The following is a 24,734-nucleotide window of genomic DNA, read 5'->3' as shown; positions in this document are numbered from 1 at the left end:
ACACAGTTCGATTACACAAGTGCGGGGGTTACAACATGCATACGATTCATAAAGCGGATCATTCCGTAACGGGCAGCTATGCGGGCGCTGCTCAGGGCGGAATGGAAGAGCGCTCTGTTGCTGAACCTATTTCAGCCGGTTCTCTTTCGACGACGACAACAACCGCTTTGACCACAACCGGCACCGACGAGCCGCGCGGTCAAAAGGTGCGTGCGATGCTGCGCGCCCGTCTGGGTGACGACATCTTCACCAGCTGGTTCAATGCGCTTGAGTTTGAAAGCTTCGACGGCGGCACGGTGCGTTTCTCGGTGCCGGTGAAGTTCCTGCGGACGTGGATTCAGTCGCACTATTCCGAAGATCTGCTCGACTGCTGTCGCGCTGAGTTCAAGGGTGCGGAAAAGGTTGAGGTGGCGCTGCGTCAGCCGGGCAATCAGGCGGCTGCCCGTGTTGAGGCTGCGCCCGCTCCGAGCGAGCAGGCTGCTGCTCTGCGTAACAATGCACAGCCCGATGCTGCTCAGCGTAACACGACGTTTGTTGCCCCGGCTCCAGCAGGCCGCACCAGTGTAGGTGGCTTTGAAGGCTCGCCACTTGATCCGCGCTATACGTTCGAAAGCTTTGTGGTTGGGCCCTCCAACCGCATGGCCCACGCTGGCGCGACACAGGTAGCCGAAACGGCGCTGGGTGGCGTTCCGGGCTTCAACCCGCTGTATCTCCATTCGGCAGTTGGCCTTGGCAAAACGCATCTTCTCCACGCCATCGCCTGGGAAGTGAAGCGCCGTTCGCCGAATGCACAGGTGCTGTATCTCACGGCCGAGCGTTTCCGTTATCAGTTCGTCGAGGCACTGCGCAGTCAGGATCCGCTCGCGTTCAAAGAGAAGTTCCGCGACATCAACGTGCTGCTGATCGACGATCTCGAGTTCATGCACGGTGAGCGCACCGAGCAGGAGTTCGATCACATCATCAACTCGCTGCTGGATGGCGGCCGTCAGGTCGTTGTTGCGTCGGCACGCGCACCCAACCACGTTGAACGTCTCAACGAGCGTATGCGTTCGCGTCTGCAGCGCGGTCTCGTCACCGAGATTGCAACGCTCGACTATGAGCTGCGTCTCAAGGTGCTTGAGACGCGTCTGGCCGAGAAGCGCGCGCTCGATCCATCGTTCACGCTCGGCCGCGAGATCATCTCGCTGCTGGCAGAGCGCCTGACCGAAAGCGGCCGCGAGCTTGAGGGCGCCATCACACGCCTTTATGCAACGTGGCAGTACATGCGCACGGCGATTACGCCGGACGTTGCCGAGACGGTCATCCGCGATCTGGTGCAGGGCCTTGAGCCGCGTCGTATCAAAATCGAGGACATCCTGCGTATCGTGTCGCGTCACTTCGGCGTGTCGAAGGGCGATCTGCTTTCGCAGCGCCGTCATCGCTCGGTCGTGTGGCCGCGTCAGATCGGTATGTATCTGGCCAAGCAGCTCACGGCCCGGTCGTTGCCGGAAATCGGTCGCCGCTTCGGCAATCGCGACCACACTACGGTTTTGCATGCAATCCGTAAGATTGAAGGCGAGCTTTCAGGCAACCCCCGGCTCAAGGAAGAGCTGGAGGAACTGAAGCGTCTGCTCAGCCATTGATGGCTAAGGCCCGTCCGGAACGGGAGGACCGTGCCCCGAGGGGTGCGGTCAGGCCTAGCGGGGAGGGGCGGCGTCGGTCTGGCGCCGCTCCTTTGTTGCTCAAGGGCCGCAAACGGCCACCTTTCGTTATCGATGCGGCGAGCAGGCACCCCAGCCGGCTCTTGAAAACGACAGCCGCATCGGGGCATGCTGCCCTGGGGCGAATCCTACCGAAGACCGCCAATTTCTGGTCCTGCCAAGCTTCCCCTCGCCAATTGGCCGTCCTGCGACCTCGAACGGGGGGCGACCTCCGCCGAGGGTGTGCGGAACGGGACAGTCGGTTCCATGTGAACCCGCCGAGGATCGATCCATGCGGCTTGTGATTGAACGTGGTGAACTGTTGCGGGCGCTCGGCCATGTAACGAGCGTGGTCGAACGCAGAACCACGATCCCGATCCTTTCCAACGTGCTGCTGGTGGCGCGTGAGGGAACGCTTGAATTCAAGGCCACTGACCTTGAGCGCGAAGTTATCGAGAGCGTCGCTTCCGACGTTCAGCAGCCCGGCGCGGTCACTGTGCCAGCGCACATGCTGCATGACATCGTCCGCAAGCTGCCGGATGGCAGTCAGGTCGACATCCGTCGCGACGCCGAGAAGGAGCGTCTGACGCTCACCGCCGGGCAGGCGCGCTTCGCTCTGCAGACGTTGCCAGCGGAAGACTTCCCGGACATCGGCATCGGTGAGATGGGCCAGGAGTTTGAGCTCGCGGCCCATGATCTGAAGCGCCTGATCGACAAGACGCGCTTTGCGATCTCGACCGAAGAAACCCGCTACTATCTCAACGGCATTTATTTGCACACCGCGCAAAGCGAAGGCGAAACGCGCCTGCGTGCGGTGGCAACCGATGGTCACCGTCTGGCGCAGGTTGAGCTGCCGCTGCCGGGCGGCGCCGAAGGCATGCCGGGCGTCATCATCCCGCGCAAGACCGTGCACGAGCTGAACCGTCTTATCGAAGACAGCGCTGCCGGTGTGAAGGTTGCAGTCAGCCCCGCGAAGGTGCGGTTCGAGATCGGTTCCGTCACGCTCACCTCGAAGCTGATCGACGGCACGTTCCCGGACTATGGCCGCGTCATTCCGCAGGGCAACGACAAGGAAATGACGGTCTCCAACGCCGAGTTCATCTCGGCTGTTGACCGCGTCTCGACCATCGCTTCGGAGCGCGGCAAGGCGGTGAAGCTGAACATCCAGCCCGACAAGCTGGTGCTTTCGGTGAACAATCCGGAAGGCGGCAGCGCCACGGAAGAGATTGGCGTCGAATACGACGCGCAGCCGCTGGAAATCGGCTTCAACGCCAAGTATCTGCTCGATATCGCCAGCCAGCTTGAGGGTGAGCGCGCCTGTTTCAAGCTGGCCGATCCGGGCTCGCCGACGATGGTGAACGACCCGAGCGATGAAGCCGCGCTGTATGTTCTGATGCCGATGCGGGTTTAAATCAGCCGTTTCCTGGCCCGTCATCCGGCCTGCACGCTGGGTAATGGCGCGTGGATTGGACAACGGGTTGAGGCTCAGTAGAGTGCTTCGGGCAAGAAGCGCTGAAAAACGGCCAGAGTCTGTCCGCGATTCAACGAAGTGCTGAAAGGCTCTAGAGTGCGAGTACCCTTCGGCCCGGCCGGACGGGTCCAGAAGCAACCGGCGGCACCCGCGAAGCGAACCTGAATGTCCGCAGAAAAACTTTGGGTCGAGCGGCTCACGCTCTCCAACTCTCGCAATTATGCGCACGCGACGATTGAAGCCGGTCCGGAGCCGCAGGTGCTTATCGGCGCGAACGGTGCTGGCAAGACTAATCTGCTGGAAGCGATTTCGCTGCTGACGCCGGGGCAGGGGATGCGTCGCGTGTCCTATCCTGATCTGGCGCGCGGCAGTGGCGATGGCGGCTGGGCCGTTGCAGCGCATACGCATACGCATGTTGGCGCGGTTGATATCGGCACCGGGTTGCTGGCTGAAAATGCCGGCAGCGAGCGGGCTGGCCGCATCGTCCGCATCAACGGGGAAAGCGCCGGAGCGGGTGCGCTGGCCGATCTCGTCGAGGTGATGTGGGTGACGCCGGCAATGGACGGCCTGTTCACCGGGGCGGGCTCGGAGCGGCGCCGGTTTCTCGATCGGCTGATCCTGTGTTTCGATCCACATTACCGCACGGGCGCCGCGCGGTTTGAGCGGGCGATGCAGCAGCGCAACCGGCTGTTGGCCGACGGCGTGCGCGATCCTTCCCGCTTTGAAGGCCTTGAGCTGCTGATGGCGGAGACGGGCGTTGCGATTGCGGCTGCCCGTGCTGAAGCGGTGACGGGGCTGGCTGCAATTATGGCCGAGCGCGCGGCGCGCGATCCGTCGTCGCCGTTTCCACCTGCTAGCCTCGCTCTGGAGGGCGTGCTGGAGGCGGATCTGGAGCGCATGGCGGCGGTTGAGGTGGAAGATGTTTACATGCAGCGGCTGCGGGCCGGGCGCGAGCGCGACCGGGCGGCCGGGCGGACGCTGGATGGCCCGCACCGCTCCGATCTCATCGTGTCGCATGCGCCGAAAAGCATGCCCGCTCGCCTATGTTCTACGGGTGAGCAGAAGGCCTTGCTGATCGGCCTTGTGCTGGCCCACGCGGAGCTTGTGGCGCGTCGGCGCGATGCGGCGCCCATCCTGTTGCTCGACGAGGTTACAGCCCATCTGGATGCCGATCGGAGGGCCGCATTGTTCGCTGAAATACTGCGTCTTGGCGTTCAGGCATGGATGACCGGCACCGACGAGCAGGCGTTTTCATGGTTGACCGAGAGGGCCCGATTCCGCCGTGTGAGCGATGGCGTTTTGGAGACTTTTGCGCCACGGTATGAGCAAGGTGCCGCATCACCTTCTAACTAGCTGAAATAATACCTATTTTTGTTATGTATAGGGCGCCTGCGAGGGTGCTTTCTGTGGGGCCTTGTGCTATAGATGCATCAAGGCCGAATGACCCCTGGGACAATCCGGATTATGAGCGCTTCGCCCGCGAAAAATACTGCCGCGCCTGATGATTACGGCGCCGATTCCATCAAGATGCTGAAGGGCCTGGATGCCGTTCGCAAGCGTCCGGGTATGTATATCGGCGACACGGACGACGGTTCGGGTCTGCATCACATGATTTACGAGGTCGTCGACAACGCCGTCGACGAGGTTCTGGCAGGGCATGCGACGGCGTGCACAGTGACGCTGAACCCGGATGGCTCAGCGACTGTGCGCGATGACGGCCGCGGTATTCCAACCGGCATCAAGCAGGATGACGACAACGACCCGAAGCGGTCTGCGACCGAAATCGTCTTCACGGAGCTGCATGCTGGCGGCAAGTTCGACCAGAACGCCTACAAGGTTTCGGGCGGTCTGCACGGCGTCGGCGTGTCTGTGGTCAATGCGCTGTCAACTCGGCTTAAGGCGCGCGTCTGGCGTCAGGGCAAGGAGCACCTGATCGAGTTTCGCGATGGTGTGCCCGTCGCGCCGTTGCAGGTGGTGGGCGATGCCGGCGATGAGCGCGGCACGGAAGTCTCGTTCCTCCCGAGCCCGGAAACCTTCACGAAAATCGAATTCGACTTCGGCACACTGGAGCATCGCCTGCGCGAGCTGGCGTTCCTGAACTCCGGCGCCAAGATCGTGCTGACCGATGCACGCCACGCCGACGTGAGGCGCGAGGAAATGCTGTACGAGGGCGGCACAGCCGCGTTCGTGCGCTATCTCGACCGTTCGCGGCAGTCGCTGCTGCAGGAGCCGATCCTTCTCACCGGTGAGAAGGATCGCGTTGTCGTTGAAGCGGCATTGTGGTGGAACGACAGCTACCACGAGAACGTGCTGCTGTTCACAAACAACATCCCGCAGCGCGACGGCGGCACCCATCTGGCCGGTTTCCGCGCGGCGCTTACGCGTGTGATCAACAAGTACGCGGTCGATAGCGGCGTCGCCAAGAAGGAGAAGGTCGATATTTCCGGCGAGGATGCGCGCGAAGGTCTTACGTGCGTGCTGTCCGTGAAGGTGCCTGACCCGAAGTTCTCCAGCCAGACCAAGGACAAGCTGGTTTCCTCGGAAGTGAAGCCGGTTGTCGAAAACATCATCGGCGAGCAGCTCTCGCAGTGGTTTGAAGAGCACCCGAAGGAAGCCAAGGCTATCGTCGGCAAGATCGTCGAAGCGGCGTTGGCCCGCGAGGCTGCGCGGCGTGCACGCGAGTTGACGCGGCGCAAGGGCGCGCTCGACAGTCTGCGGCTGCCGGGCGGCCTGGCCGAATGTCAGGATCGCGATCCCACCAACACCGAAATGTTCATCGTTGAGGGTGACTCGGCAGGTGGCTCAGCAAAGCAGGGACGCAAGCGCGAGTTCCAGGCTGTGCTGCCGATCCGAGGTAAAATTCTCAACGTCGAGCGCGCACGCATCGACAAGATGTTGTCGTCCGAGCAGGTGACGAACATCATCGGTGCGCTTGGCACCGGCATTCGCGACGACTTCAACCTCGCCAAGCTGCGCTATCACAAGATCATCATCATGACGGACGCCGACGTCGACGGTGCGCACATCCGTACGCTGCTGTTGACGTTCTTCTATCGGCAGATGCCGGAACTGGTGGAGAAGGGGCACGTCTACATCGCGCAGCCGCCGCTGTACAAAGTGGCGCGTGGACGCTCGGAAGCATATCTGAAGGATCAGCACGCGCTTGAAGACTATCTGATCGAATCCGGTCTGGAAGATGCGGTGCTTGTGACCGGCAGTGGTGAACGTGCAGGCCGCGACCTGCGCGCCATCGTCGATCAGGCCCGCACCGTTTCGACGCTGATGGAAGGTCTGCATTCGCGCTATTCACGCACGGTTGTTGAGCAGGCAGCGATTGCTGGCGCATTCGATGTTGAGCTGCAGCACTCGGCTGCAAAGGCAACAGAGATCGCCGGCGCAGTTGCAGCCCGTCTCAACGCGATGGCCGACGAAACCGAGCAGGGCTGGGAAGGTCGCTTCGGCAACGATGGCTTCCATTTCAAGCGTGAAGTGCGCGGCGTAACCGAGGCCCATACGCTGGATCTTGCGTTGCTGGGTTCGCTTGACGCTCGTCGCCTGAACGAGCGGCAAGAGCAGCTTGCGGAAGCTTACGCTGTTCCGGCCAAGCTGCGTCGCAAGAGCGAAGCCATTGATGTGTTCGGCCCGCGCTCGCTGCTGGATGCGATTTATGAGGCTGGCCGCAAGGGGCTGTCGCTGCAGCGCTATAAAGGTCTGGGCGAGATGAATCCCGACCAGCTTTGGGAAACGACGCTCAATCCGGATGTACGCACGCTGTTGCAGGTGAAGATCGGCGAAAGCTCCGAGGCTGACGAGATCTTCTCGAAGCTGATGGGCGACGTGGTTGAGCCGCGCCGTGAGTTCATCCAGGACAACGCGCTGAGCGTCACCAACCTCGACGTCTGATATTGCGAGGCTACGTGTCGCCTGCTTCCGTCGTGGCATTCACGGCGGAAGGTAGCGCGGCATTAGCAATTTCGGCTGACTTCAGTTGTGCGCGCCGCACGCTTTACTAGCGTGACGCCATTGCGCTTATCGCACCAATAGCAGCGGGCATTCCAACTGGCGCGTGAGAGGGCGTAAGCTGGCTTCCGGTGCAATCAGTCGGCCGCCGTACTGCGCCAGCGCCAGCCCGGGCTTGTACACCCGCAGCATGTTTAGAAGCGGCGCAGGATCGTCGTTGGCGGCAAGCACGCTTTCAACGCTCACGCGGCTTTCAAACTCTGGATCGCCGCAAAGTATGCGCGCTTCCGCTTCCATCCATCCAAGTTCATCTGCAACGCTGCCGACAACGCAAAGCCGCACCTCATTGTCATTCGTTTCCGAGATGCGAAGTGCGGTTTTTAGCATTGGGCCTAGCCGATAGAACTCTTCGACCACGGCAACCACGGGCCCTTCCGAACGGCGTACCAGCGGTCCGGCAACGATGACGCCGGTGGTGTCGCGCACCTGCTCGAAGAGATTTGCCAGCCGCGTGTTGTCGCCGGCAGTTAATGGCTCGCACACAGCAATGACATTCCAGGGGCCGTTCATCGCGCACGCAAGCGAAAGCGCGCGCAACGGATCATCGCGCATCACGCGCGACTGACACGGCAGACCGGCGGTGCCGGCGGCTTCCGCCACCTGTTGATGCAGTGCTGCCGCGAGTGCACGCATCTTGCGCTCAAGCGTTTCCACCGGCAGCGGTTCCCAATCGCCTCCAGACATGCTGATCGTGCGCGCGAATGGAAATTCCGCGAGGTCGAAAAGCTGCTGATCCTCGACATAGAGGCTTTCAACTTCGGCCTGAAACGTCTTGCCCAGCACCATGGCCGCATCAATGGCGAAGCGGCTGACCGTGGGTGATCCGCCATGCCAAAGCACAACGCGTCCGCTGCGTTCTCCAGCGGCGGCAACATGCGCAATCATGGCATTGCCCGGCGCGTTTCGTGTTCAGTGGCGTCGTCACCGTAGAAGTGCTGCAAAGCGTGCGCCACATCATCCGCTGACACAGTTTTGCGATCTTCGTTGTCTGCCCAATGGTCAGCGGCGCGACACAAATCAACCAGGTCGGAGACCGGCAGCGCAAGCAAACCGGGATCGGCCGCCCGTTGCACCGCCTCGTTTATCAGCATGGCGACAGCTTCGGCGTTGAACGGCCGCAGATCGTGTTTCTCCACGATGTACGCCACGAGGCCCGCAAACTTCGCGATGCTTTCAGTCGACTTTGCAACGGTGGCTGCAAACGGCGCCCGTGATTTGAACGCGCGCATCAGGGCCGGATAGCTGGCCTTCAGCTGTTTTAAAGCGGCATCGCTGGCAATCAGCACCAGCTTCACATTGAGCGGCACAGGTTCCAGCGCCGGGATTTCGTCGCCGACGATGCCGACAGGATCGGTTGGTGGATCGAAGCGGATTTCCGATGTTTCAAGCGCGCGCAGCAACGAGGCCACCGCAGCGCCTGCGCTCAGCAGAGCATCGGCCTCAAGCAAAAGAAAGCCGCCATTGGCTTTATGCAGCGCACCGGGCCGAATACGCACGATGCGCTGCTGGCCATCGCTGTCATGGGCAAGCTCAACGCGTCCAAACAGGTTCGAATAGCTTGGGTTTGTCTCTTCAGCGATCGGGGCGCCACCGTTGCGCAGGGGCGCAGCCATGACATGCACGCCATAACGCGCAAAACGCGGATGTGCCGCTGCCGATTGCACCAGCCGAACGCTTCCATTTTCGCGCTGCGATGTCAGGCCTGCGCTGCCGGCATCACTTGCTTCCGCGTGCGCGACGAACAGACCGGCATTGCTAATCATGTCGCGGCCCGCAGCTTCGAGATAATCCGTAACAGCATCGATCTCGGCGAAGTCGGCGTGCACTTTTTCGAGCGCGGCTTGCACATGTCGTCCGGCGATCTCGGCCGTTAATGCATCGATCTGTGCGCTACGTTCTTCCTCCGCTTCAGGCTGCTCGCCGACGATTTTTGCCAGTTCTGCTTCAACGGTGGCGATCTTGGTCTCGACTTCGCGCTGCATCGCCTCCGGTATGGCGTTGAAGACGTCCGTCTTCACAACCTTGCCTTCGAGGATCGGTGCGACGGCAATGCCTGCTGGCGTGCGCAACAAAGCGATGTTCTGTGCTTCGGCTTCCTGCTGCAGGGCTTGCAGTGCATCCTCGCGGCGGAAGCGGTGCTCTTCCTCGATCATGCGGCGCTTGAGATCATAATCATCGGCGGCAAACGCGGCCGGCAGCGCCTCGGCAAGTTGATCAACCGCCAGCGCCATCTTCTGTGCGAGCAGCTTGGCTGTGCCAGTTGGCAGCTTCAGCGCGCGAAAACCACCTTCGGAATCGAAAGCGTTGACGTAGGCCCAGTCAGCCGGTCGCTCCAGATCGGCGGCCACGCTGCGCAGGATGGTGCGCGTTGCGGTGCGGCGGCCGCTGCCTTCCTCACCGGTGACAAGGATGTGGTAGCCGGAGCCCTTCATGCTGGCGGCGAAGGTCAGCGCTTCAAGCGCTTTTTCCTGCCCGACCGGAGCAGGCGATGGCGTCAGTTCAGCGGTGGTATTGAAGCCCAACTCTGCGGCATCGATTGCCCGGATCGGCATGCTGCTGACCTTGGTGGTCTTTCTGGCCCACAGCTTCGTGCTGGATTTTGTTGCGGCGGCAGATTCAGTTGTGCTTGCGCGATTGGCGGGCGTTGCTGACGAGCTGGAGACTGCCGGCGAATCCGTCACGGCCGATGCCGACGCGTCGCCGCTCTGCGCATCAGCGTCCGTTTCGGTCGCCTGCGCGACAGCCTTGCCCTTGCCTGGCATGAAGCGTTTGAAGAACATGCAGCCGGCGCCCGTCCCTCGATGAGTTGCCGAAATTCGTAGAGCACGACACGCGAAAACAATATCGACGAGGCCGATGGGTGCTGCGCACCCGCCACCGACTCGCGATGTTGGCTTCACCCCCGATGTCATGCCTGATTGCAGCGACGCATGGTGGTCAAATGACGGCAACGGCGGAAAATTCCGGGGAAACCGGCGACAATGTCGCGGCAGAGCATGGCGCGGATGGCCAAAATTGTGATCGCGCGGACACCATGGGCGGCGTAGCGGATACCTCTTTGCATCATGAAGTTGTGCCGCCGGATGCCATAAGCGGTGATGCGGATGTCGTTGCAAACGTTGCCGCCGCCTGTGCTGGCGCCGACGCGTTTTCCCGAGACGCAACTACGCGCGACGTATGCCGCGGCGTTGGCCGGTTGCTGCGTTCGATGTCATTCGCGGTTGTTCGCGAGCTGGTGCTGCCAAATGGAAGGCGCGCGGATGTTGTCGGCCTTTCCCCGTCCGGCGCCATCTGGATCGTCGAAGTGAAATCGTGCGTTGACGATTTTCGCGTCGATCAGAAATGGCCCGAATATATGGAGTTTGCCGACGCGCTGTTCTTCGCGGTGTCGCCGCAATTTCCGCAGGAGTTATTGCCGGTTGAAACCGGGCTCATGCTGGCGGATCGATATGGCGGAGAGATTGTGCGCGAGGCGCCGGAAGAACGCCTCGCTGCTGCCCGCCGCAAGGCAATGACACTGCGCTTTGCGCGCGCAGCAACCTTTAGCCTGCAGATGCTGGCGGACCCGGATATCGAGCGCGCCTAGCATGGCACCGAGAAAACCAGAGCGCGCGTACCATTCGCAAACAGCGATCGCGCTCCAGTCTGTCGAATTACTTCGGAGCGCGCTTGGCGAGGATGCGCTGCAGCGTACGCCGATGCATGTTCAAACGGCGAGCCGTTTCGGACACGTTGCGGTTGCACAGCTCATAAACGCGCTGAATATGCTCCCAACGGACGCGGTCGGCCGACATCGGGTTCTCCGGCGGCGGCGCCTTGTCGTCGGACGGAGCCAGCAGCGCGTCGGTCACATCGTCGGCGTCGGCCGGCTTGGCGAGATAATCGACCGCGCCCAGCTTAACGGCGGTGACGGCGGTTGCGATGTTGCCATAGCCGGTGAGCACGATCGCGCGCGCATCCGGGCGGGCCCGGGCAAGCTCGGCGATGACGTCAAGGCCGTTGCCATCCTCAAGACGCATGTCGACGACCGCGAAGGCCGGCGCACGTTCGCGTATGAGATCGATGCCTTCCGTTATCGAATGGGCACCGCGCACTTCAAAGCCGCGCAGCTCCATCGCACGCACGAGACGCTGCGCAAATGCGCGGTCGTCATCGACAACGATAAGCGAGCGATCTTCGGGCAGTTCGTCCTGTCGGAAGGAGAGATCTTCTGATTCGTCCATTTTTCCTCCGGCCAATCCGGAATCGGATGCAGCGTGTTTCGCCTCCACGAACGCCTCCTACGCATAACTCTAGGCAGATTCGATCGGGCCGCCTTGGCGATTTGGACGGCCCACGGGGAGTGTTACTCCAACTATAGCTTGTAAAGTCGCACCTTGTCGCAGGTCTGTCAGCCGGAAGATAGCTTTTTCGTCAACGCAGCATTATCTGCGACACTTTTTTTCCGGTTTCGGGTGCGCGCATTTCCTATTGGTTGAGGATAAACGAGCGCGGCCAACTCACGGTGACAACCGCGCCGGTCTCACCGCCGGAGCGGTTCGCGAGGCTGACGGTAGCGCCGGAGCGCTCCAGCAGCGTCTTGGCGATGAAGAAGCCCAGACCCAAGCCGGTTGAATCCTCATCCAGTAGCCCATCGGACATTTCCGCAGGCCGTGTCGTCACGTATGGCTCGCCGATGCTGTCCATGATCTCGGCGCGGAAACCCGGCCCGTCATCGGCGATGGTGACAATCAGCCCGGAATTGCTCCATTTGGCCGTGACATCCACCTTGGATTTCGCGAATTCTGTAGCGTTTTCTATGATGTTGCCCAGTCCGTAGATGACGCCGGGGCGGCGCTCAATCTCAGCCAGACGGTGGCTCAGCGGCGTACTTCCATCGGCTGGCCCGGCCTGCAGATTGATGGCGATGGCATCGGAAAAATAGGGCTCGGCCGCTTCCTCCAGCATGACCCGCACACCCACGCGCGCATACATCGGATCTTCTTCGCCGGGGTGACGCGTCAGCTTCTGCAGGATCTCGCGGCAACGCAGAGCCTGCTGCTTCAGAAGAGCGATGTCCTCGATCATCGGATCGTCCGGCTTGAACGAACGCTCCAGCTCCTTTGTCACAAGCACGATGGTGGATAGTGGAGTGCCAAGCTCATGCGCCGCCGCTGCGGCCAGACCATCGAGCGCGTGCAGCTTCTGCTCGCGCGCCAGCACGATGTCTGTCGCGGTGAGTGCCGCTGACATCTGTCGGCCCTCTTTGGTCAGCCGCCACGCATAGAACGCGATGAAGGTGGTTGAAACGCACAGCGCTGCGAATGAACCCAGCTTGTAAATGAGCGGCAGCTCAAGCTCGATGCCCGGATACCAGGGCAGCGGCTCATGCGCGACGACAAGAAACGCCGCCGACAAAAGCGCCATAATGCCAAGCGCGATGGTATTCCGCAGCGGCAAGGTGGCCGCCGAAACGGTAACCGGAGCAACCATCAGCATGGTGAACGGATTGTCCATGCCGCCGGTCAAAAACAGCAACGCGGCAAGCTGCAGGATGTCATACGCGAGCAGCGCGGTTGCGTAGCGAATGCTGAGGCGGTGGCGTGTCGGATACCACACCGCGAGAAACACGTTGAGCCACGCCGAAAGCGCGATAACCGTGAGGCAGGCACCGATCGGAACATAAAAACCCAGCCCAAATGCTACGAACGAAAGCGCGGCGAACTGGCCAAGCACGGCGATCCAGCGCAACCTTATGATGGTTTGCAGGCGCAGACGATTGTTGACCGGGTCCGCGAGAACGCGTTGGTTTTTCCGTTTTTTGGGACGGTCGAGAAGGTTCACGATCACCGGATGGCCTCGTATGCGCGGAACACTGGCTGCGTTCGGGGGCGCTAAGCTAGCATGGATTGGCGCTTTCCCGCGCTGCTGAGGCTGCGGAATGGTCGCCCAGATCCTCCCGATATACCGATGGCCTTAATGGAGCGCCAACTTTTATCAATCGCCGGCCATGCCCGCAGCTTCATCGCCCCGGTTTGGCAGGAGTGGCATCGGGCCCGGGGAGGCCAGCTGCCAACGGTCGCTTCGCGGCACACGTGCGGGCGGACCAGCCTTTTTATGGTCGAGGTGTTGCGTCATCGGGGGCTGCCCGCTACGTGGATATCGGGCACACCGCGCCTCGACGAAGCCGGGCCAGAGCTTGGCCCGTTCGGCTTCTTTGATGGTTCGCGCTGGCAGGCTCACGCCTGGGCGACGTGCGGTGGCTTGATTGTCGATATCACCGCGGATCAGTTTGGCGCTGACGATGTAATCGTCACGCCGCAAGATGACCCCCGCTACAGGGCCGGAACAGGTGATACGGCGTTGCCGCAGTTCGTGGCGGCGCGGCGCATTGCTGTCGATGCTATCTGGCCCCGATGGCTGAGCCATTGCACCAGCAGTCCTGGGCCGAGCGTGTAACGTGACGCGCCGCTCCATTGGCAATACGTTGCGCAGCGTTCGCTTACGGCTTAAGTGCCATGGTGCAGATGGGAGCTCTCGGAATGCGTGCAAAGCTTATCGGCAGTATCGCAGTCGGCCTGTTGTTGGGCGGTCTGGGTGCATTGGCGATCTTCAACAATGCCGGCGACAAGGCAGGCACGACCCAGAGCGGAGCGGCATTGATCGGCGGCCCGTTCCAGCTTTCCGACACAACGGGCAAGGTTGTTACGGACGAAGATTTTCGCGGCCGCTACATGCTGGTGTTCTTTGGCTTCACCAATTGTCCGGATATCTGCCCGGCAGGTTTGCAGCTCATCGGTGCAGCTCTCGATAAGCTTGGCGACAAGGCAGACAAGGTTGTGCCGATTTTCGTGAGCGTCGATCCAGAACGCGATACGCTGCAGAAACTGGCTATTTACGTGAAGAATTTTGATAACCGCGTTGTGGGATTGACCGGCACGCCGGAGCAGATCGACGCCATCGCGAAAGCCTACCGCGTGTTCTTCGAAAAGACTCCGAATGCATCCGCGCCGCACGAATACGGTATTAATCACACGTCGATTATCTATCTCATGGGGCCTGACGGAAAGTACGTCGACCACTTCACGCCGATGACCGGCATTGATGCGATGGTCGAGAAGCTTGACAAGCGGCTCGGATAACGGCCAGCTTCAAGCGTCGTCGAGGCCACACAATCACCACATCATCGGCGCGATCTGGTTTTGCTGCTGGCGGGACACTCAAATTTCGATTAGGTCAGATTCAGTCTGCAGCGAGCTGCTAACATTCGGCGGTTCTCGGCAGGTGTTCCGACCAGCCGTTACGTTGCACTAGGGGGAAGTCGGTGCGGAATTTCGTCAAGGGGGATTCGTTGAATCGTCCGCGCATCGAAGAACTCGATTGCCCGGTTGAAGTCAGGCGACACCCCGGTGCGCGCCGTTTGACCTTGCGTGTCAGTCGCACACGTCGCGCCGTCATCGTGACCATGCCGGTTCAATGCGATCTCGGTGAAGCCGGCACGTTTCTCAATCGCAACATTGAATGGGTGCGCGAGCGTTTAAGCTCTATTCCGCAGCCTGTTCCATTCGCACACGGCGCGCTTGTGCCGTTGCGTGGCGAATATCATTCACTCGTCTTCACAGGTCAGCGCGCAGCGGGCGGTGTCGTTCAGGTTGTGCAAGGCCCGACAATGCCGGAGCTACATGTTGCAGGTCAGGTTGAGCACGCGCCGCGGCGTCTGCGCGACTGGCTCTCCGGCGAAGCGCGTCGCGATCTCGATGAGCGTGTGCAGGTGCATACGCGTTCGCTTGGTCTGGTGGCGAAACGCATTGCCATTCGCGATCAGGCCACGCGCTGGGGATCATGCTCGACAACCGGTGTGCTGTCGTTTTCCTGGCGTCTCATTCTCGCTCCGGCGCGTGTGCTCGACTATGTCGCCGCCCACGAGGTTGCGCATCTGGCTGAGATGAATCACGGGCCGAAGTTCTGGGCGCTGGTTGAGCAGCTCATTCCGGCGATGAAGGAAGACAAGCGTTGGCTGCAGGTCTATGGCCTCGATCTGCATCGCTACGGCACCAGCGAGACCGACTGATCGCAGCGGCGCCGCGCGCCGCTCTCAGGCACACCGCCTTTCACGCATCCCCCTTCAGGTGCAAAGTGCAAAGCACCGCAGCGCATGCTCCGCTTGTCAGCGTGCGCTTAGCGCGCTCCATCACCAATGGAAGCTGTATCCGGCGTCGTGACGCCGTCTGTATCCAGTGCGCGCGCGATAAAATCTTCCGCGATGCGTTCGGATGGATAGTCGTCGCTGTCGGGCAGCGCTGAAGTTTGCGGCAATGCTGACGGCGTTGCCTGCGCCACCGGCTGCTGTGCGAGCGGCACTTGAATAGGAGCTGTCGGCCCCATCATGATGTGGCGCCAGATCTCTGCGGGAAGGCTGCCGCCAACAACGCGATTCATCGTGCTGCCGTCATCGTTGCCGGTCCACACGCCCGCGATGAGGCGATTGCTGTAGCCGATGAACCAGGCGTCACGGAAACCCTGCGACGTGCCCGTCTTGCCCGCCGCCGATCCATTGGGAAGCGTTGCGCGCCGCCCGGTGCCTTCGTTCAATGCCGTCGTCAGCATGTCGTCCATGTAGCGCGTATGTGCAGGCGCGATCACCGGCTGACGCGGCTGCGGCTGGTGCGAGAACAGCACCTTGCCCTTCAGGCTGCTGACGCGGCGGATGACATAAGGTTCGGTGACGTGACCGCCATTTGCAAACGGGTTGTAAGCATTGGTCAACTCAAGCAGCGACACTTCCGATGTGCCGAGAGAGATCGTTGCATCGCGCGCCAGCGGCGAAGAAATGCCAAGCCGCTTCGCCAGTCTTATGACGCGCGCGGGGCCAACCTCTGCGGTCAGCCGCGCGGAAACGGAATTGATCGATTTGGCCAGCGCGGTGCGCAATGGCATCTGGCCAAGGTATTCGCCGTTTTCGTTGCGCGGCGACCAGCTGCCAATCGTGATCGGGATGTCGTTGACGATCGTATCCGGGGTGTAGCCAGCTTCCAGAGCTGCAAGATACACGAACGGCTTGAACGCAGAGCCCGGCTGACGCATCGCGTTCACGGCGCGATTGAACTGCGTGTCGCTGTAGGAACGGCCACCGACAAGAGCGCGTACGGCGCCATCGCGATCAAGCACGACAACGGCGGCTTCGCTGGCCTGCAACTCCTGTCCGCGCACGGCCAGATGCTCTTCGACGACGTTTGAGGCATTGGCCTGCAACACCGGATCAAGCGTGGTTTCAACGACAAGGCCCGATGCTTCCGACGCCAGCCCCATCACGAATGCAGGTGCCAGCCGCTCCATCACATAATCTACGGCGTAGTCAGCGCCCATCGGGGCTGCATGCTGTGAGCGCTTGAATGCTTCGGCAACCTCTTCAAGCGCCTGCCGCTCCTGCTCCTCGGTGATGAAGCCAACTTCCTCCATCTGCGACAGTACCAGCCGCGCGCGGGCGCGCGCGATGCCGGGATTGGACAGCGGTGAATATCGCGACGGAGCTTTTAGCAGTCCGGCCAGCATCGCTGATTCAGCGAGCGTCAGATCGCGTGCGGATTTTCGGAAATAACGGCGAGCGGCAGCATCGACGCCATAGGCACCCGCGCCGAGGTAAACCCGGTTGAGGTAGAGCTCCATGATGTCTTGCTTCGACAGCCGGGATTCCAGCCAGAGCGCCAGCGTGAACTCTTCAAGCTTGCGGGAGAACGTACGATCGTGGCTGAGGTAAAGGTTCTTTGCCAACTGCTGGGTAAGCGTTGAGCCGCCCTGCACCGTGCGCCCCTTGCGCAGATTGATGACAACGGCGCGCGCCATGCCAATGGGGTCAACGCCGTGATGATCGTAAAAGCGCTGATCTTCGGTCGCGACCACCGCATCACTGACGTAGCGCGGAAGCAGATCCAGCGGAACGTAGTCATCGCCACCGCCGCGCTCACTGATGACTGTGCCATCGGCAGCCAGCACGCGCACGTAGGGTGTGTTCTTCTTGGGGCGCAGCGTCAGCGGATCGGGATAGATGACCGAATAGTAGATCATCAAGCCAGCGATGGAGGCGATTGCGAAAGCCAGACCATAGAGCGGCGCAACCAGCAGCACGCGCTTCATCGAGGAGCGCTTTGCTTTCGGTTTAGCCGATGACGAAAAAAGGCCCATTGTCAGGCCCTAGCCCCCGTTAACAAAATTTTGCTGAATGATGCAGATGCCGCGCATCTCCGGCCAACCTACTCCGATCACAACTAAGGTGCAGTAAACCTTGCCGTCGCACGGTCAAATAGACCTTGTTTCGATGCGATCGCACCGATTGCCTGCATAAGATGGGCGAAGATTCTACCGGCAACACGTCGCTGAACCGGCCCAACGGCTTGCTTGTCTGGACGGCCGGGGAATCAGTTGGGCCGCTTTCTGCCCGGCGCAAAGGTTTGCATGCGGCTGCTGCATCGGGTGCGCGCGCCAGCAATTTCCTGCGTAAAAATGCAAACGAATGAAAGCGTTGCCGCCAGTGGTGGCTCGCAAAGTCAGAATTTCTGCGCAGCAACGTTGGACCTCCACAAGGGACGGCGCGACCGCATCACGCCTAGACTAGCAGGCCCTGCGCCACGTTGAAACACATGCTTCCGATTACGCGGGTTTCCCCACATGAGGCCTGCTTTGATTTCTCTGCGGGCCTCAGGGGCTGTTGGCTGCGGTTATGTCAGGGCTGACAATAACAGTTAGGCCCGGACGCTTATGATTTTGGGATCGGGGGTGCCCACGGCTTTCGCGTCCTTGTCAGGATAGTCGGAGTGGAACAACACCCAGCGGATCGTTTCCAGCCGCGCGCGACGCTGATCGTTGGCGCGCACGATAATCCATGGCGCCACTTCGCTGCTGGTGCGCGCAAAGATTTCATTCTGAGCGCGGGTGTAATCGTCCCACTTGTCGATGGCGGCCAGATCGACGTCGGTGATCTTCCAGCGCTTGAAAGGATTGTGGCGGCGCTCATGGAAGCGCACCAGCTGCATCTCGCGCCCGATGATCAGGTAAAACTTGAAGAACGCGAAGCCGTCGCGCACGATCAGCGCCTCAAAGTCCGGCACGTCGCGCAGAAACTTTTCGGTCTGCTCCGGCGTGCAGAAGTTCATCACCCTTTCCACACCGGCGCGATTGTACCAGGAGCGGTCGAACAGAACCATGTCGCCCGCCGTCGGAAAATGCCGGACATAGCGCTGGAAGTACCATTGTCCGCGCTCTTCCTCGTTCGGCTTCGACAATGCGACGGAGCGAGCATGGCGAGAATTCAGCCGCTCCATGAAGCGGCGGATGCAACTTCCCTTGCCGGAAGCATCGCGGCCCTCAAACAGCGCAATGAACCGCTGCCCCTGCTGCTGGATGTGAGACTGCAGTTTCAGCAGCTCAAGCTGCAGCTCGGTCAGTTCGTCGCCGTAAGGCTTCTTCTTCAGTTCGCTGTCGTAGGGAAAGCCGCCCGATGTCAGGGCGTGATCGGCGATCGCGGGCGGTAACACCGGATTGTTGATATCGAAGCTGCGGGCCAATTCAGCGTCGGCGCCGGAAGGCTGGCTATTTGCTTCGTCCGAACCTTTGTTCTTGCCCTTGTTGCCGGTCTTAGCCATGGCGCCCTCCGTTTCAAATCCCTGTTGGCCGCCATGGTAAGCGATTTTGCACGAAGCGGCGCCTGTCATGATCAAGAGGTGTTATGATGCTATCGATAGCGTTTTGTTGGCATCAACAAACACCTCTGGACTGAAGATAAAAGCGATGTCGATAGGATCAGCCTTCACAAGCATTCGGTGGTCAGAGCGCCGCGTCGAGGCGGAAGCGTGGCTGCGAGAAAGATGGGCGACGGCGAAGCTTCGGCTTGCGCATCGCACGATGCCGGTCGCCGCCGCGGCTATCATCTTCATAATGTTGATGCTGACCGGATCGCTCAGCGGGCTGGCCGCGATTGGAGGGCTCTCCGGAATGTTGCTGGCGGCTGCCTTTTGGCCGCTGGACTGGACCGGCGGGGATGTTCCCGGAGTTGAAGTTCCTGCGGTCGCAGGTCGCCGCATTGGTGATGGTCAGCGTTCGGGCTGGCGTGCCGTAGTCGACGCAATTCCCACAGCGGCGCTCGCCCTCGACGCTAACGGCGATCTGCTGCATCACAACCGGCTTGCAGCGGAGATGTTTCCTAAAATTCGCGATGGCGCTCCGATGAGCAAGATATCGCGCAGTCCCGATCTGCTGGCCGCAATCGATCGGCTTCTTGCTGGCACTGAGGAACGCATCGATGTGGAGCTGGTCGACAGGGTGCCGGTTGAACGGCGCCTCGAAGCCACGGTTTCACGGCTTGCGCCGATAGATCGGGCTTCGCCGCCGCACGTGCTGGTTACATTCCACGACATGACGGAAGAAGACCGGCTCGGCCAGATGCGTTCGGATTTCATTGCCAACGCAAGTCACGAGCTGCGTACGCCGCTGGCGTCTTTGCGCGGCTTTGTGGAAACGTTGCAGGGTCCGGCTCGCGACGACGCAAATGCACGTGAGCGGTTTTTGAAGCTTATGGCCGATCAGGCCGAGCGCATGACGCGGTTGATCGATGATCTGCTTTCGCTGAGCCGCGTTGAGATGCGCGCGCATCTGCCGCCGCGTGGCATCGCGGAATTGAATGAAACCGCCTCATATGTCTGTCAGTCGCTCGAGCCGATTGCCGAGGCGCAGCGGGCGAAGGTTGTGCTGGTAAGCGATGTCGAAACCGCGCGCGTCCGCGGCGACCGCGAAGAGATCGTGCAGGTGCTGCAGAACCTCATCCAGAACGCAATCAAGTATGGCCGCTCTGGAGGCACGATCGAGGTGCGGATCGGACGGACAGCACCACCGGACTCGGCCGGTGCTCGCGTTTGGGTCAGCGTTACTGATGAAGGGCATGGCATTGCGGCCGAGCATCTGCCGCGCCTGACCGAACGGTTCTATCGGGTCAGCGCCATCTCCAGCCGGGAAAAGGGCGGCACGGGGCTGGGGCTTGCCATCGTCAAGCACATCCTCAATCGCCACCGGGCGGAGCTGCGTATCAGTTCCAAGATCGGCGTCGGGTCGACCTTCACCGCCAGCTTCGAGGAGCTGGGCGCAGCCGGCTAGAGCCTTTCCGCGTTTCGTTGAATCGGGGAACGGCTCTAGGTGGGTGTTGTCGTGCTTCTTGTCGGAGCTCTGGGAGAGGCGCGGTGCCTCTCCTGGTTCCTGCAGATGCTCGCTCGAGCGGGCGTTTCCTGTCCCATCTCGAACTGCGCAGGCTGCGGTCGGTCACTGGATGATGGCCCATGCAACTTTGTGGCGTCCCGGGAGCGCCAGCGGGGCAAAATCCGGGCTAACGACGGTCCCTTGCGCCTGCGACACATCCATAAAATTCATGTGAATCAATTTGTTGGTCTGTCATGAAAGTATTGTTGCGCTGGTTTACATAACCCTCACGGCGCAAGGCGTCGGACGGGGGACAGGTTCAAATATGTATGGGATTTATGGGCCCCGTTATCACCTCCAAGACCAGGAGATCAGTGTGAGCAATAAGATTCTCGCGAGCACGGCCGCCGTGGCCGTCCTTGGCTCGTTGGCGTTCGCAGCCCCGGCCGTCGCGCGCGACCAGATCCAGATTGCCGGTTCCTCTACGGTTCTGCCTTACGCCAACATTGTTGCCGAGCAGTTCGGCAAGACGTTCAACAATTTCAAGACGCCGATCGTTGAGTCGGGTGGCTCCTCGGCCGGTCTGAAGCAGTTCTGCCAGGGTCTTGGCGAAGGCACGATCGACATCGCCAACGCCTCGCGCAAGATCAAGGAAGGCGAGATCGCCGAGTGCGCCAAGAACGGCGTGAAGGAAATCGTCGAAGTTCAGTTCGGCTATGACGGCATCGTGTTCGCCGTTGACTCCAAGTCGGACGATTGGGCTATCGAGCCGAAGGACATCTACCTGGCTCTCGCCGCTGAAGTGCCGAAGGATGGCGCTCTCGTCGCCAACCCCTACAAGACCTGGAAGGAAGTAAACGACAAGCTTCCGGACTGGCCGATCGCCGCTTACATCCCTGGCGAGAAGCACGGCACGCGCGAAGTGTTCGAAGAGAAGGTAATGCACGGCGGCTGCAAGGCTGTTGGCGCTGACAAGCTTTTCGCTGCCAAGGCTGAAGGCGACGACGCTGCCAAGAAGAAGGCTGGCGACAAGGCTTGCGTGCAGGTTCGTAAGGACGGCGCTGCTGTCGACATCGACGGCGACTACACCGAGACGCTGGCTCGCATCACCTCCAACCCCAAGGGCGTTGGCGTGTTCGGTCTGTCGTTCTTCGAGAACAACACCGACAAGCTGAAGGTTGCCACGATCAGCGGCATTGCTCCGTCGGTCGAGACGATCTCTTCGGGTGAATATCCGGTTTCCCGTCCGCTTCAGTTCTACGTGAAGAAGGCGCACATCGGTGTTATCCCGGGCCTCAAGGAATTCGTCGAATTCTTCGCTTCTGACCGCATGATCGGTGCCGACGGCCCGCTGGCCGAGTATGGCCTCGTTCCTTCGCCGGATGCCGAGCGCACGAAGCTACAGGAAGACGTCAAGGCCGCCAAGTCAATGTAATTTGACGGCTGACTAAGTGCATCGCGAGGCGGTTCAGTCATTCAATCATGGCTGGACCGCCAAGCGGCGACCCGAATGCGTTCGGCATCGGGCCGTTTGCCTGAGGAGCGGCGTCTTCGCGACGCGCGCTGCAAACGAGGACCGCGAAGTTGTCGACGTCCGTCTTACTCTTAGGATTACTTGTTGCGGCGCTTTTAGCGTTTGGCCTCGGCCTTTCGCGCGCCAATGCCCTTGCAAAGAAGGGCGATGCTCATCTCCATTCCCGCGCCGGTTATTATGGAACCTATCTGGCGCTGTGGACCTTGCTGCCTGCTTTGATCGTTCTTGGCATCTGGTCGGCCGCTGAAGCGCCGATCATCCGTGGCGTCGTTTCCGCCGGCTTGCCTGAGAATGTCAAAGCTCTGACGCCAGCGGAACAGTCGCTGATCGTCGGCCGCATCAATTCCGTTGCGCGTGGTCTGCCCAGGCTGACGCCGGAGGAATTCGAGACCGTCCGCAAGGTGCGGTACGGCTTCACGACTCCAGCTGAAGCTCAGCGGGTGCTGCAGGAGCGCGGCACTGTGCTTGGCTCCGCGCCTGAGCCCTATGTCATCGCGGCAGCGTATGATCAGGTCGAGCTGCAGCAACGCAGCCGTACGATGCTGACTGCGCTGATTGCAGCGCTTGCCCTTGGCGGGTTTGCCTACGCCAACTGGCGCATGAGCCCGACGCTGAGAGCCCGCAACACGGTCGAAGCGATTGTCCTCACCGGGCTGTTTCTTGCCTCCACCGTCGCTATTCTCACCACGGTCGGCATCGTCTTCTCGATGCTGTTCGAAGCCATCCACTTCTTCCAGTCGGTCTCGCCGCTCAGCTTCTTCTTCGGCACCACCTGGGATCCGCGCTTCTCGGCCGCTGGTGGTGGAAGCAATACCTCGGGTCAGTTCGGCCTTATCCCGCTGCTGTGGGGCACGCTCTATATCTCGATCGTCGCGCTGCTGGTTGCAGTTCCGGTCGGGTTGTTCAGCGCCATCTACATGTCGGAATATGCCAGCCGCAGCATTCGCACCGTTGCCAAGCCGCTGCTGGAAATTCTGGCGGGTATCCCCACCATCGTCTACGGCCTGTTTGCGCTCATCACCTTCGGTCCGTTCCTGCGCGATATGGGTGCCCACATCGGGTTCGAGATTTCGGCAACGAGCGTGCTCACCGCCGGTCTCATCATGGGCGTGATGCTGATCCCGTTCGTTTCGTCACTCTCCGATGACATCATCAACGCGGTGCCGCAGTCGCTGCGCGAAGGCTCATACGGGCTCGGCGCAACGCAGTCGGAAACCATCCGCCGTGTTGTGTTGCCGGCTGCCTTGCCGGGCATTGTCGGCGCAATCCTGCTGGCGGCGTCCCGTGCCATCGGCGAAACGATGATCGTGGTGATGGCAGCCGGTATCGCCGCCAATCTCACGCTCAATCCCTTCGAGCCGGTCACCACGATCACAGTCAAGATCGTCAGCCAGCTCACGGGCGACCTTGAGTTCAACTCGCCGCAGACGCTCGTCGCATTCGCACTGGGCCTGACCCTGTTCGTCTTCACGCTGTGTCTCAACATCTACGCGCTCTACATCGTGCGCAAATACCGGGAGCAATACGAATAATGGCTGTCGATACCATTCCCGGCTCGCTTCCCGGCCCGGCATCGGGCAATGCGCGAGACAAGACGAACGCTGCGATCCAGAAGTCGATCCGTGGCCGTTACGCCGCCGAACGCCGCTTCAAGATGTACGGTGTCGCTGCGATCCTGTTCGGTCTGGCCTTCCTGGCCGTGCTGTTCTGGAGCATCATTTCAACCGGCTACACGTCGTTCGTGCAGTCATCATTCAAGCTGGATGTCTTCCTTGATCGTTCGGTGATCGATCCGAGCGGCCAGAAAGACCCCAACGCGTTGCGCTCAGCCGACTATACGCTGCTGGCGCGCAAGGCCCTTGCCACGGCGCTCGGTGCAGACACCGCCAACCGCCGCGATATGCGTGAGGTGGGTCAGCTTCTGTCGCGCGATGTCGACGTCGAGATCCGCAATGAAGTGCTCGCCAACCCGTCTTCAATCGGGAAGACCATTCCGGTCTGGGTGCTTGCAAGTGGCCGCGTGGACAACCTGCTCAAGGGGCAGCTTGACCGCGATCTTCCGGCTGCCGTGCGTAAGGTCTCCGATCAGCAGCTTGCATGGATCGATAAGGCAGAAGCCGCAGGCGTGCTGCAGAAGCGCTTCAACACCGGGCTTTTCACCAACGGCGCTTCCAGTAATCCGGAAACGGCTGGCATCGGTGTGGCGCTTGTCGGTTCGCTGTTCATGATGATGACGGTGCTGCTGCTGGCGGTTCCGCTGGGTGTTGCCGCTGCTGTCTACCTCGAAGAGTTCGCGCCCAAGAACTTCTGGACCGATCTCATCGAGGTGAACATCAACAACCTCGCTGCGGTGCCTTCCATCGTGTTCGGTCTGTTGGGTCTTGCGATCTTCATCAACTTTGCCGGTCTACCGCGCTCCGCTTCGATTGTCGGCGGCCTGGTGCTGACGTTGATGACGCTGCCCACGATCATCATTGCAACGCGCGCTGCCATCGGTGCCGTGCCGCCGTCGATCCGCGAAGCTGCGCTCGGCGTCGGTGCTTCCAAGATGCAGGCCATCTCGCATCACGTCGTGCCACTGGCGATGCCGGGCATTCTCACCGGCACCATCATCGGTCTGGCAAAGGCGCTGGGTGAAACCGCTCCGCTGCTGATGATCGGCATGGTCGCGTTCGTGGTCGAGTATCCGACTTCGCCGATGTCGCCTTCAACGGCTCTGCCTGTGCAGATCTACATGTGGGCAACCTCAGCGGAGCGCGGCTTCGTCGAGCGTACGGCGGGTGCAACCCTGATCCTGCTGGCGTTGCTGATCTGTATGAATCTTTTCGCCGTCATTCTGCGTCGCAAGTACGAACGGCGCTGGTAAAAC

Annotated in this window: 19 protein-coding genes; 13 read left to right on the top strand and 6 right to left on the bottom strand. The window is 61.0% G+C overall.

What is annotated here, in order from left to right; genetic code table 11:
• The first annotated feature begins 35 nt into the window (after positions 1-35).
• The 4 genes from dnaA to gyrB all read left to right on the top strand — a co-directional run bounded on the left by dnaA (position 36) and on the right by gyrB (position 7,053).
• Complete coding sequence (gene dnaA / locus QEZ49_RS13230; protein WP_280387579.1) at positions 36-1,622, top strand: chromosomal replication initiator protein DnaA; 1,587 nt, start codon at positions 36-38, stop codon at positions 1,620-1,622.
• Between the two features lie 349 nt (positions 1,623-1,971).
• A complete protein-coding gene (gene dnaN / locus QEZ49_RS13225; protein ID WP_280387578.1) occupies positions 1,972-3,090 on the top strand; it encodes a DNA polymerase III subunit beta in 1,119 nt (372 codons plus the stop codon).
• 225 nt (positions 3,091-3,315) lie between these two features.
• A complete protein-coding gene (gene recF, locus QEZ49_RS13220) occupies positions 3,316-4,503 on the top strand; it encodes a DNA replication/repair protein RecF (RefSeq protein WP_280387577.1) in 1,188 nt (395 codons plus the stop codon).
• Positions 4,504-4,614: 111 nt separating this feature from the next.
• The gene (gene gyrB / locus QEZ49_RS13215) at positions 4,615-7,053 is read left to right on the top strand and encodes a DNA topoisomerase (ATP-hydrolyzing) subunit B (protein WP_280387576.1); all 2,439 of its coding nucleotides are present in this window, start codon (positions 4,615-4,617) and stop codon (positions 7,051-7,053) included.
• Between the two features lie 126 nt (positions 7,054-7,179).
• Here the strand turns inward: gyrB and QEZ49_RS13210 are convergent, their stop codons facing one another.
• Both QEZ49_RS13210 and QEZ49_RS13205 read right to left on the bottom strand, forming a co-directional pair.
• Positions 7,180-8,055, bottom strand: coding sequence for a hypothetical protein (locus tag QEZ49_RS13210; RefSeq protein ID WP_280387575.1), 876 nt, complete (start codon positions 8,053-8,055; stop codon positions 7,180-7,182).
• The gene (locus QEZ49_RS13205; RefSeq protein WP_280387574.1) at positions 8,052-9,722 is read right to left on the bottom strand and encodes an ATP-binding protein; all 1,671 of its coding nucleotides are present in this window, start codon (positions 9,720-9,722) and stop codon (positions 8,052-8,054) included. The genes QEZ49_RS13210 and QEZ49_RS13205 overlap by 4 nt, the downstream gene beginning before the upstream one ends.
• On the opposite strand from QEZ49_RS13205, the gene QEZ49_RS13200 reads away from it, so the two are divergent.
• On the top strand, positions 9,721-9,975 hold the full coding sequence (locus tag QEZ49_RS13200; RefSeq protein WP_280387573.1) for a hypothetical protein: 255 nt from the start codon (positions 9,721-9,723) through the stop codon (positions 9,973-9,975). The two genes, QEZ49_RS13205 and QEZ49_RS13200, sit on opposite strands and share 2 nt — an antisense overlap.
• A gap of 136 nt (positions 9,976-10,111) precedes the next feature.
• Positions 10,112-10,756, top strand: coding sequence for an MmcB family DNA repair protein (locus QEZ49_RS13195; RefSeq protein ID WP_280387572.1), 645 nt, complete (start codon positions 10,112-10,114; stop codon positions 10,754-10,756).
• 67 nt (positions 10,757-10,823) lie between these two features.
• Here QEZ49_RS13195 and QEZ49_RS13190 read toward each other — a convergent pair whose 3' ends face one another.
• Positions 10,824-11,393, bottom strand: a complete 570-nt coding sequence (locus QEZ49_RS13190; protein ID WP_280387571.1) for an ActR/PrrA/RegA family redox response regulator transcription factor — start codon at positions 11,391-11,393, stop codon at positions 10,824-10,826.
• 244 nt (positions 11,394-11,637) lie between these two features.
• Complete coding sequence (locus QEZ49_RS13185) at positions 11,638-12,999, bottom strand: ActS/PrrB/RegB family redox-sensitive histidine kinase (RefSeq protein ID WP_348534816.1); 1,362 nt, start codon at positions 12,997-12,999, stop codon at positions 11,638-11,640.
• Between the two features lie 267 nt (positions 13,000-13,266).
• Between QEZ49_RS13185 and QEZ49_RS13180 the strand changes: the two genes are divergently transcribed.
• The 3 genes from QEZ49_RS13180 (at position 13,267) to QEZ49_RS13170 (ending at position 15,220) form a co-directional block, all read left to right on the top strand.
• Positions 13,267-13,608, top strand: a complete 342-nt coding sequence (locus QEZ49_RS13180) for a hypothetical protein (RefSeq protein WP_348534815.1) — start codon at positions 13,267-13,269, stop codon at positions 13,606-13,608.
• Positions 13,609-13,691: 83 nt separating this feature from the next.
• On the top strand, positions 13,692-14,291 hold the full coding sequence (locus QEZ49_RS13175; protein WP_280387569.1) for an SCO family protein: 600 nt from the start codon (positions 13,692-13,694) through the stop codon (positions 14,289-14,291).
• 209 nt (positions 14,292-14,500) lie between these two features.
• On the top strand, positions 14,501-15,220 hold the full coding sequence (locus QEZ49_RS13170) for a SprT family zinc-dependent metalloprotease (protein WP_280387567.1): 720 nt from the start codon (positions 14,501-14,503) through the stop codon (positions 15,218-15,220).
• 107 nt (positions 15,221-15,327) lie between these two features.
• On the opposite strand, the gene QEZ49_RS13165 is transcribed toward QEZ49_RS13170, so the two are convergent.
• On the bottom strand, positions 15,328-17,331 hold the full coding sequence (locus tag QEZ49_RS13165) for a penicillin-binding protein 1A (protein ID WP_280387565.1): 2,004 nt from the start codon (positions 17,329-17,331) through the stop codon (positions 15,328-15,330).
• Between the two features lie 557 nt (positions 17,332-17,888).
• Entirely contained in the window at positions 17,889-18,788 is a 900-nt protein-coding gene (ppk2, locus tag QEZ49_RS13160; protein ID WP_280387563.1) for a polyphosphate kinase 2, read from the bottom strand.
• 259 nt (positions 18,789-19,047) lie between these two features.
• Between ppk2 and QEZ49_RS13155 the strand changes: the two genes are divergently transcribed.
• The 4 genes from QEZ49_RS13155 to pstA all read left to right on the top strand — a co-directional run bounded on the left by QEZ49_RS13155 (position 19,048) and on the right by pstA (position 24,731).
• On the top strand, positions 19,048-20,292 hold the full coding sequence (locus QEZ49_RS13155) for an ATP-binding protein (RefSeq protein WP_280387562.1): 1,245 nt from the start codon (positions 19,048-19,050) through the stop codon (positions 20,290-20,292).
• A 364-nt stretch (positions 20,293-20,656) separates the two neighbouring features.
• Positions 20,657-21,766 carry a substrate-binding domain-containing protein gene (locus QEZ49_RS13150; RefSeq protein ID WP_280387560.1) on the top strand — a complete coding sequence of 370 codons (1,110 nt, stop codon included), beginning with the start codon at positions 20,657-20,659 and terminating at the stop codon, positions 21,764-21,766.
• 149 nt (positions 21,767-21,915) lie between these two features.
• Positions 21,916-23,397 carry a phosphate ABC transporter permease subunit PstC gene (gene pstC, locus QEZ49_RS13145; protein WP_280387559.1) on the top strand — a complete coding sequence of 494 codons (1,482 nt, stop codon included), beginning with the start codon at positions 21,916-21,918 and terminating at the stop codon, positions 23,395-23,397.
• Entirely contained in the window at positions 23,397-24,731 is a 1,335-nt protein-coding gene (gene pstA / locus QEZ49_RS13140; RefSeq protein ID WP_280387557.1) for a phosphate ABC transporter permease PstA, read from the top strand. The genes pstC and pstA overlap by 1 nt, the downstream gene beginning before the upstream one ends.
• The last annotated feature ends 3 nt before the right edge of the window (positions 24,732-24,734 follow it).

Origin of the sequence: Hyphomicrobium sp. D-2 (assembly GCF_029872155.1) — a bacterium.
Classification (GTDB): Bacteria; Pseudomonadota; Alphaproteobacteria; order Rhizobiales; family Hyphomicrobiaceae; genus Hyphomicrobium_A.
The sequence above is the reverse complement of the archived record's forward strand: the minus strand, read 5'-3'. Positions and strand labels throughout refer to the sequence as shown.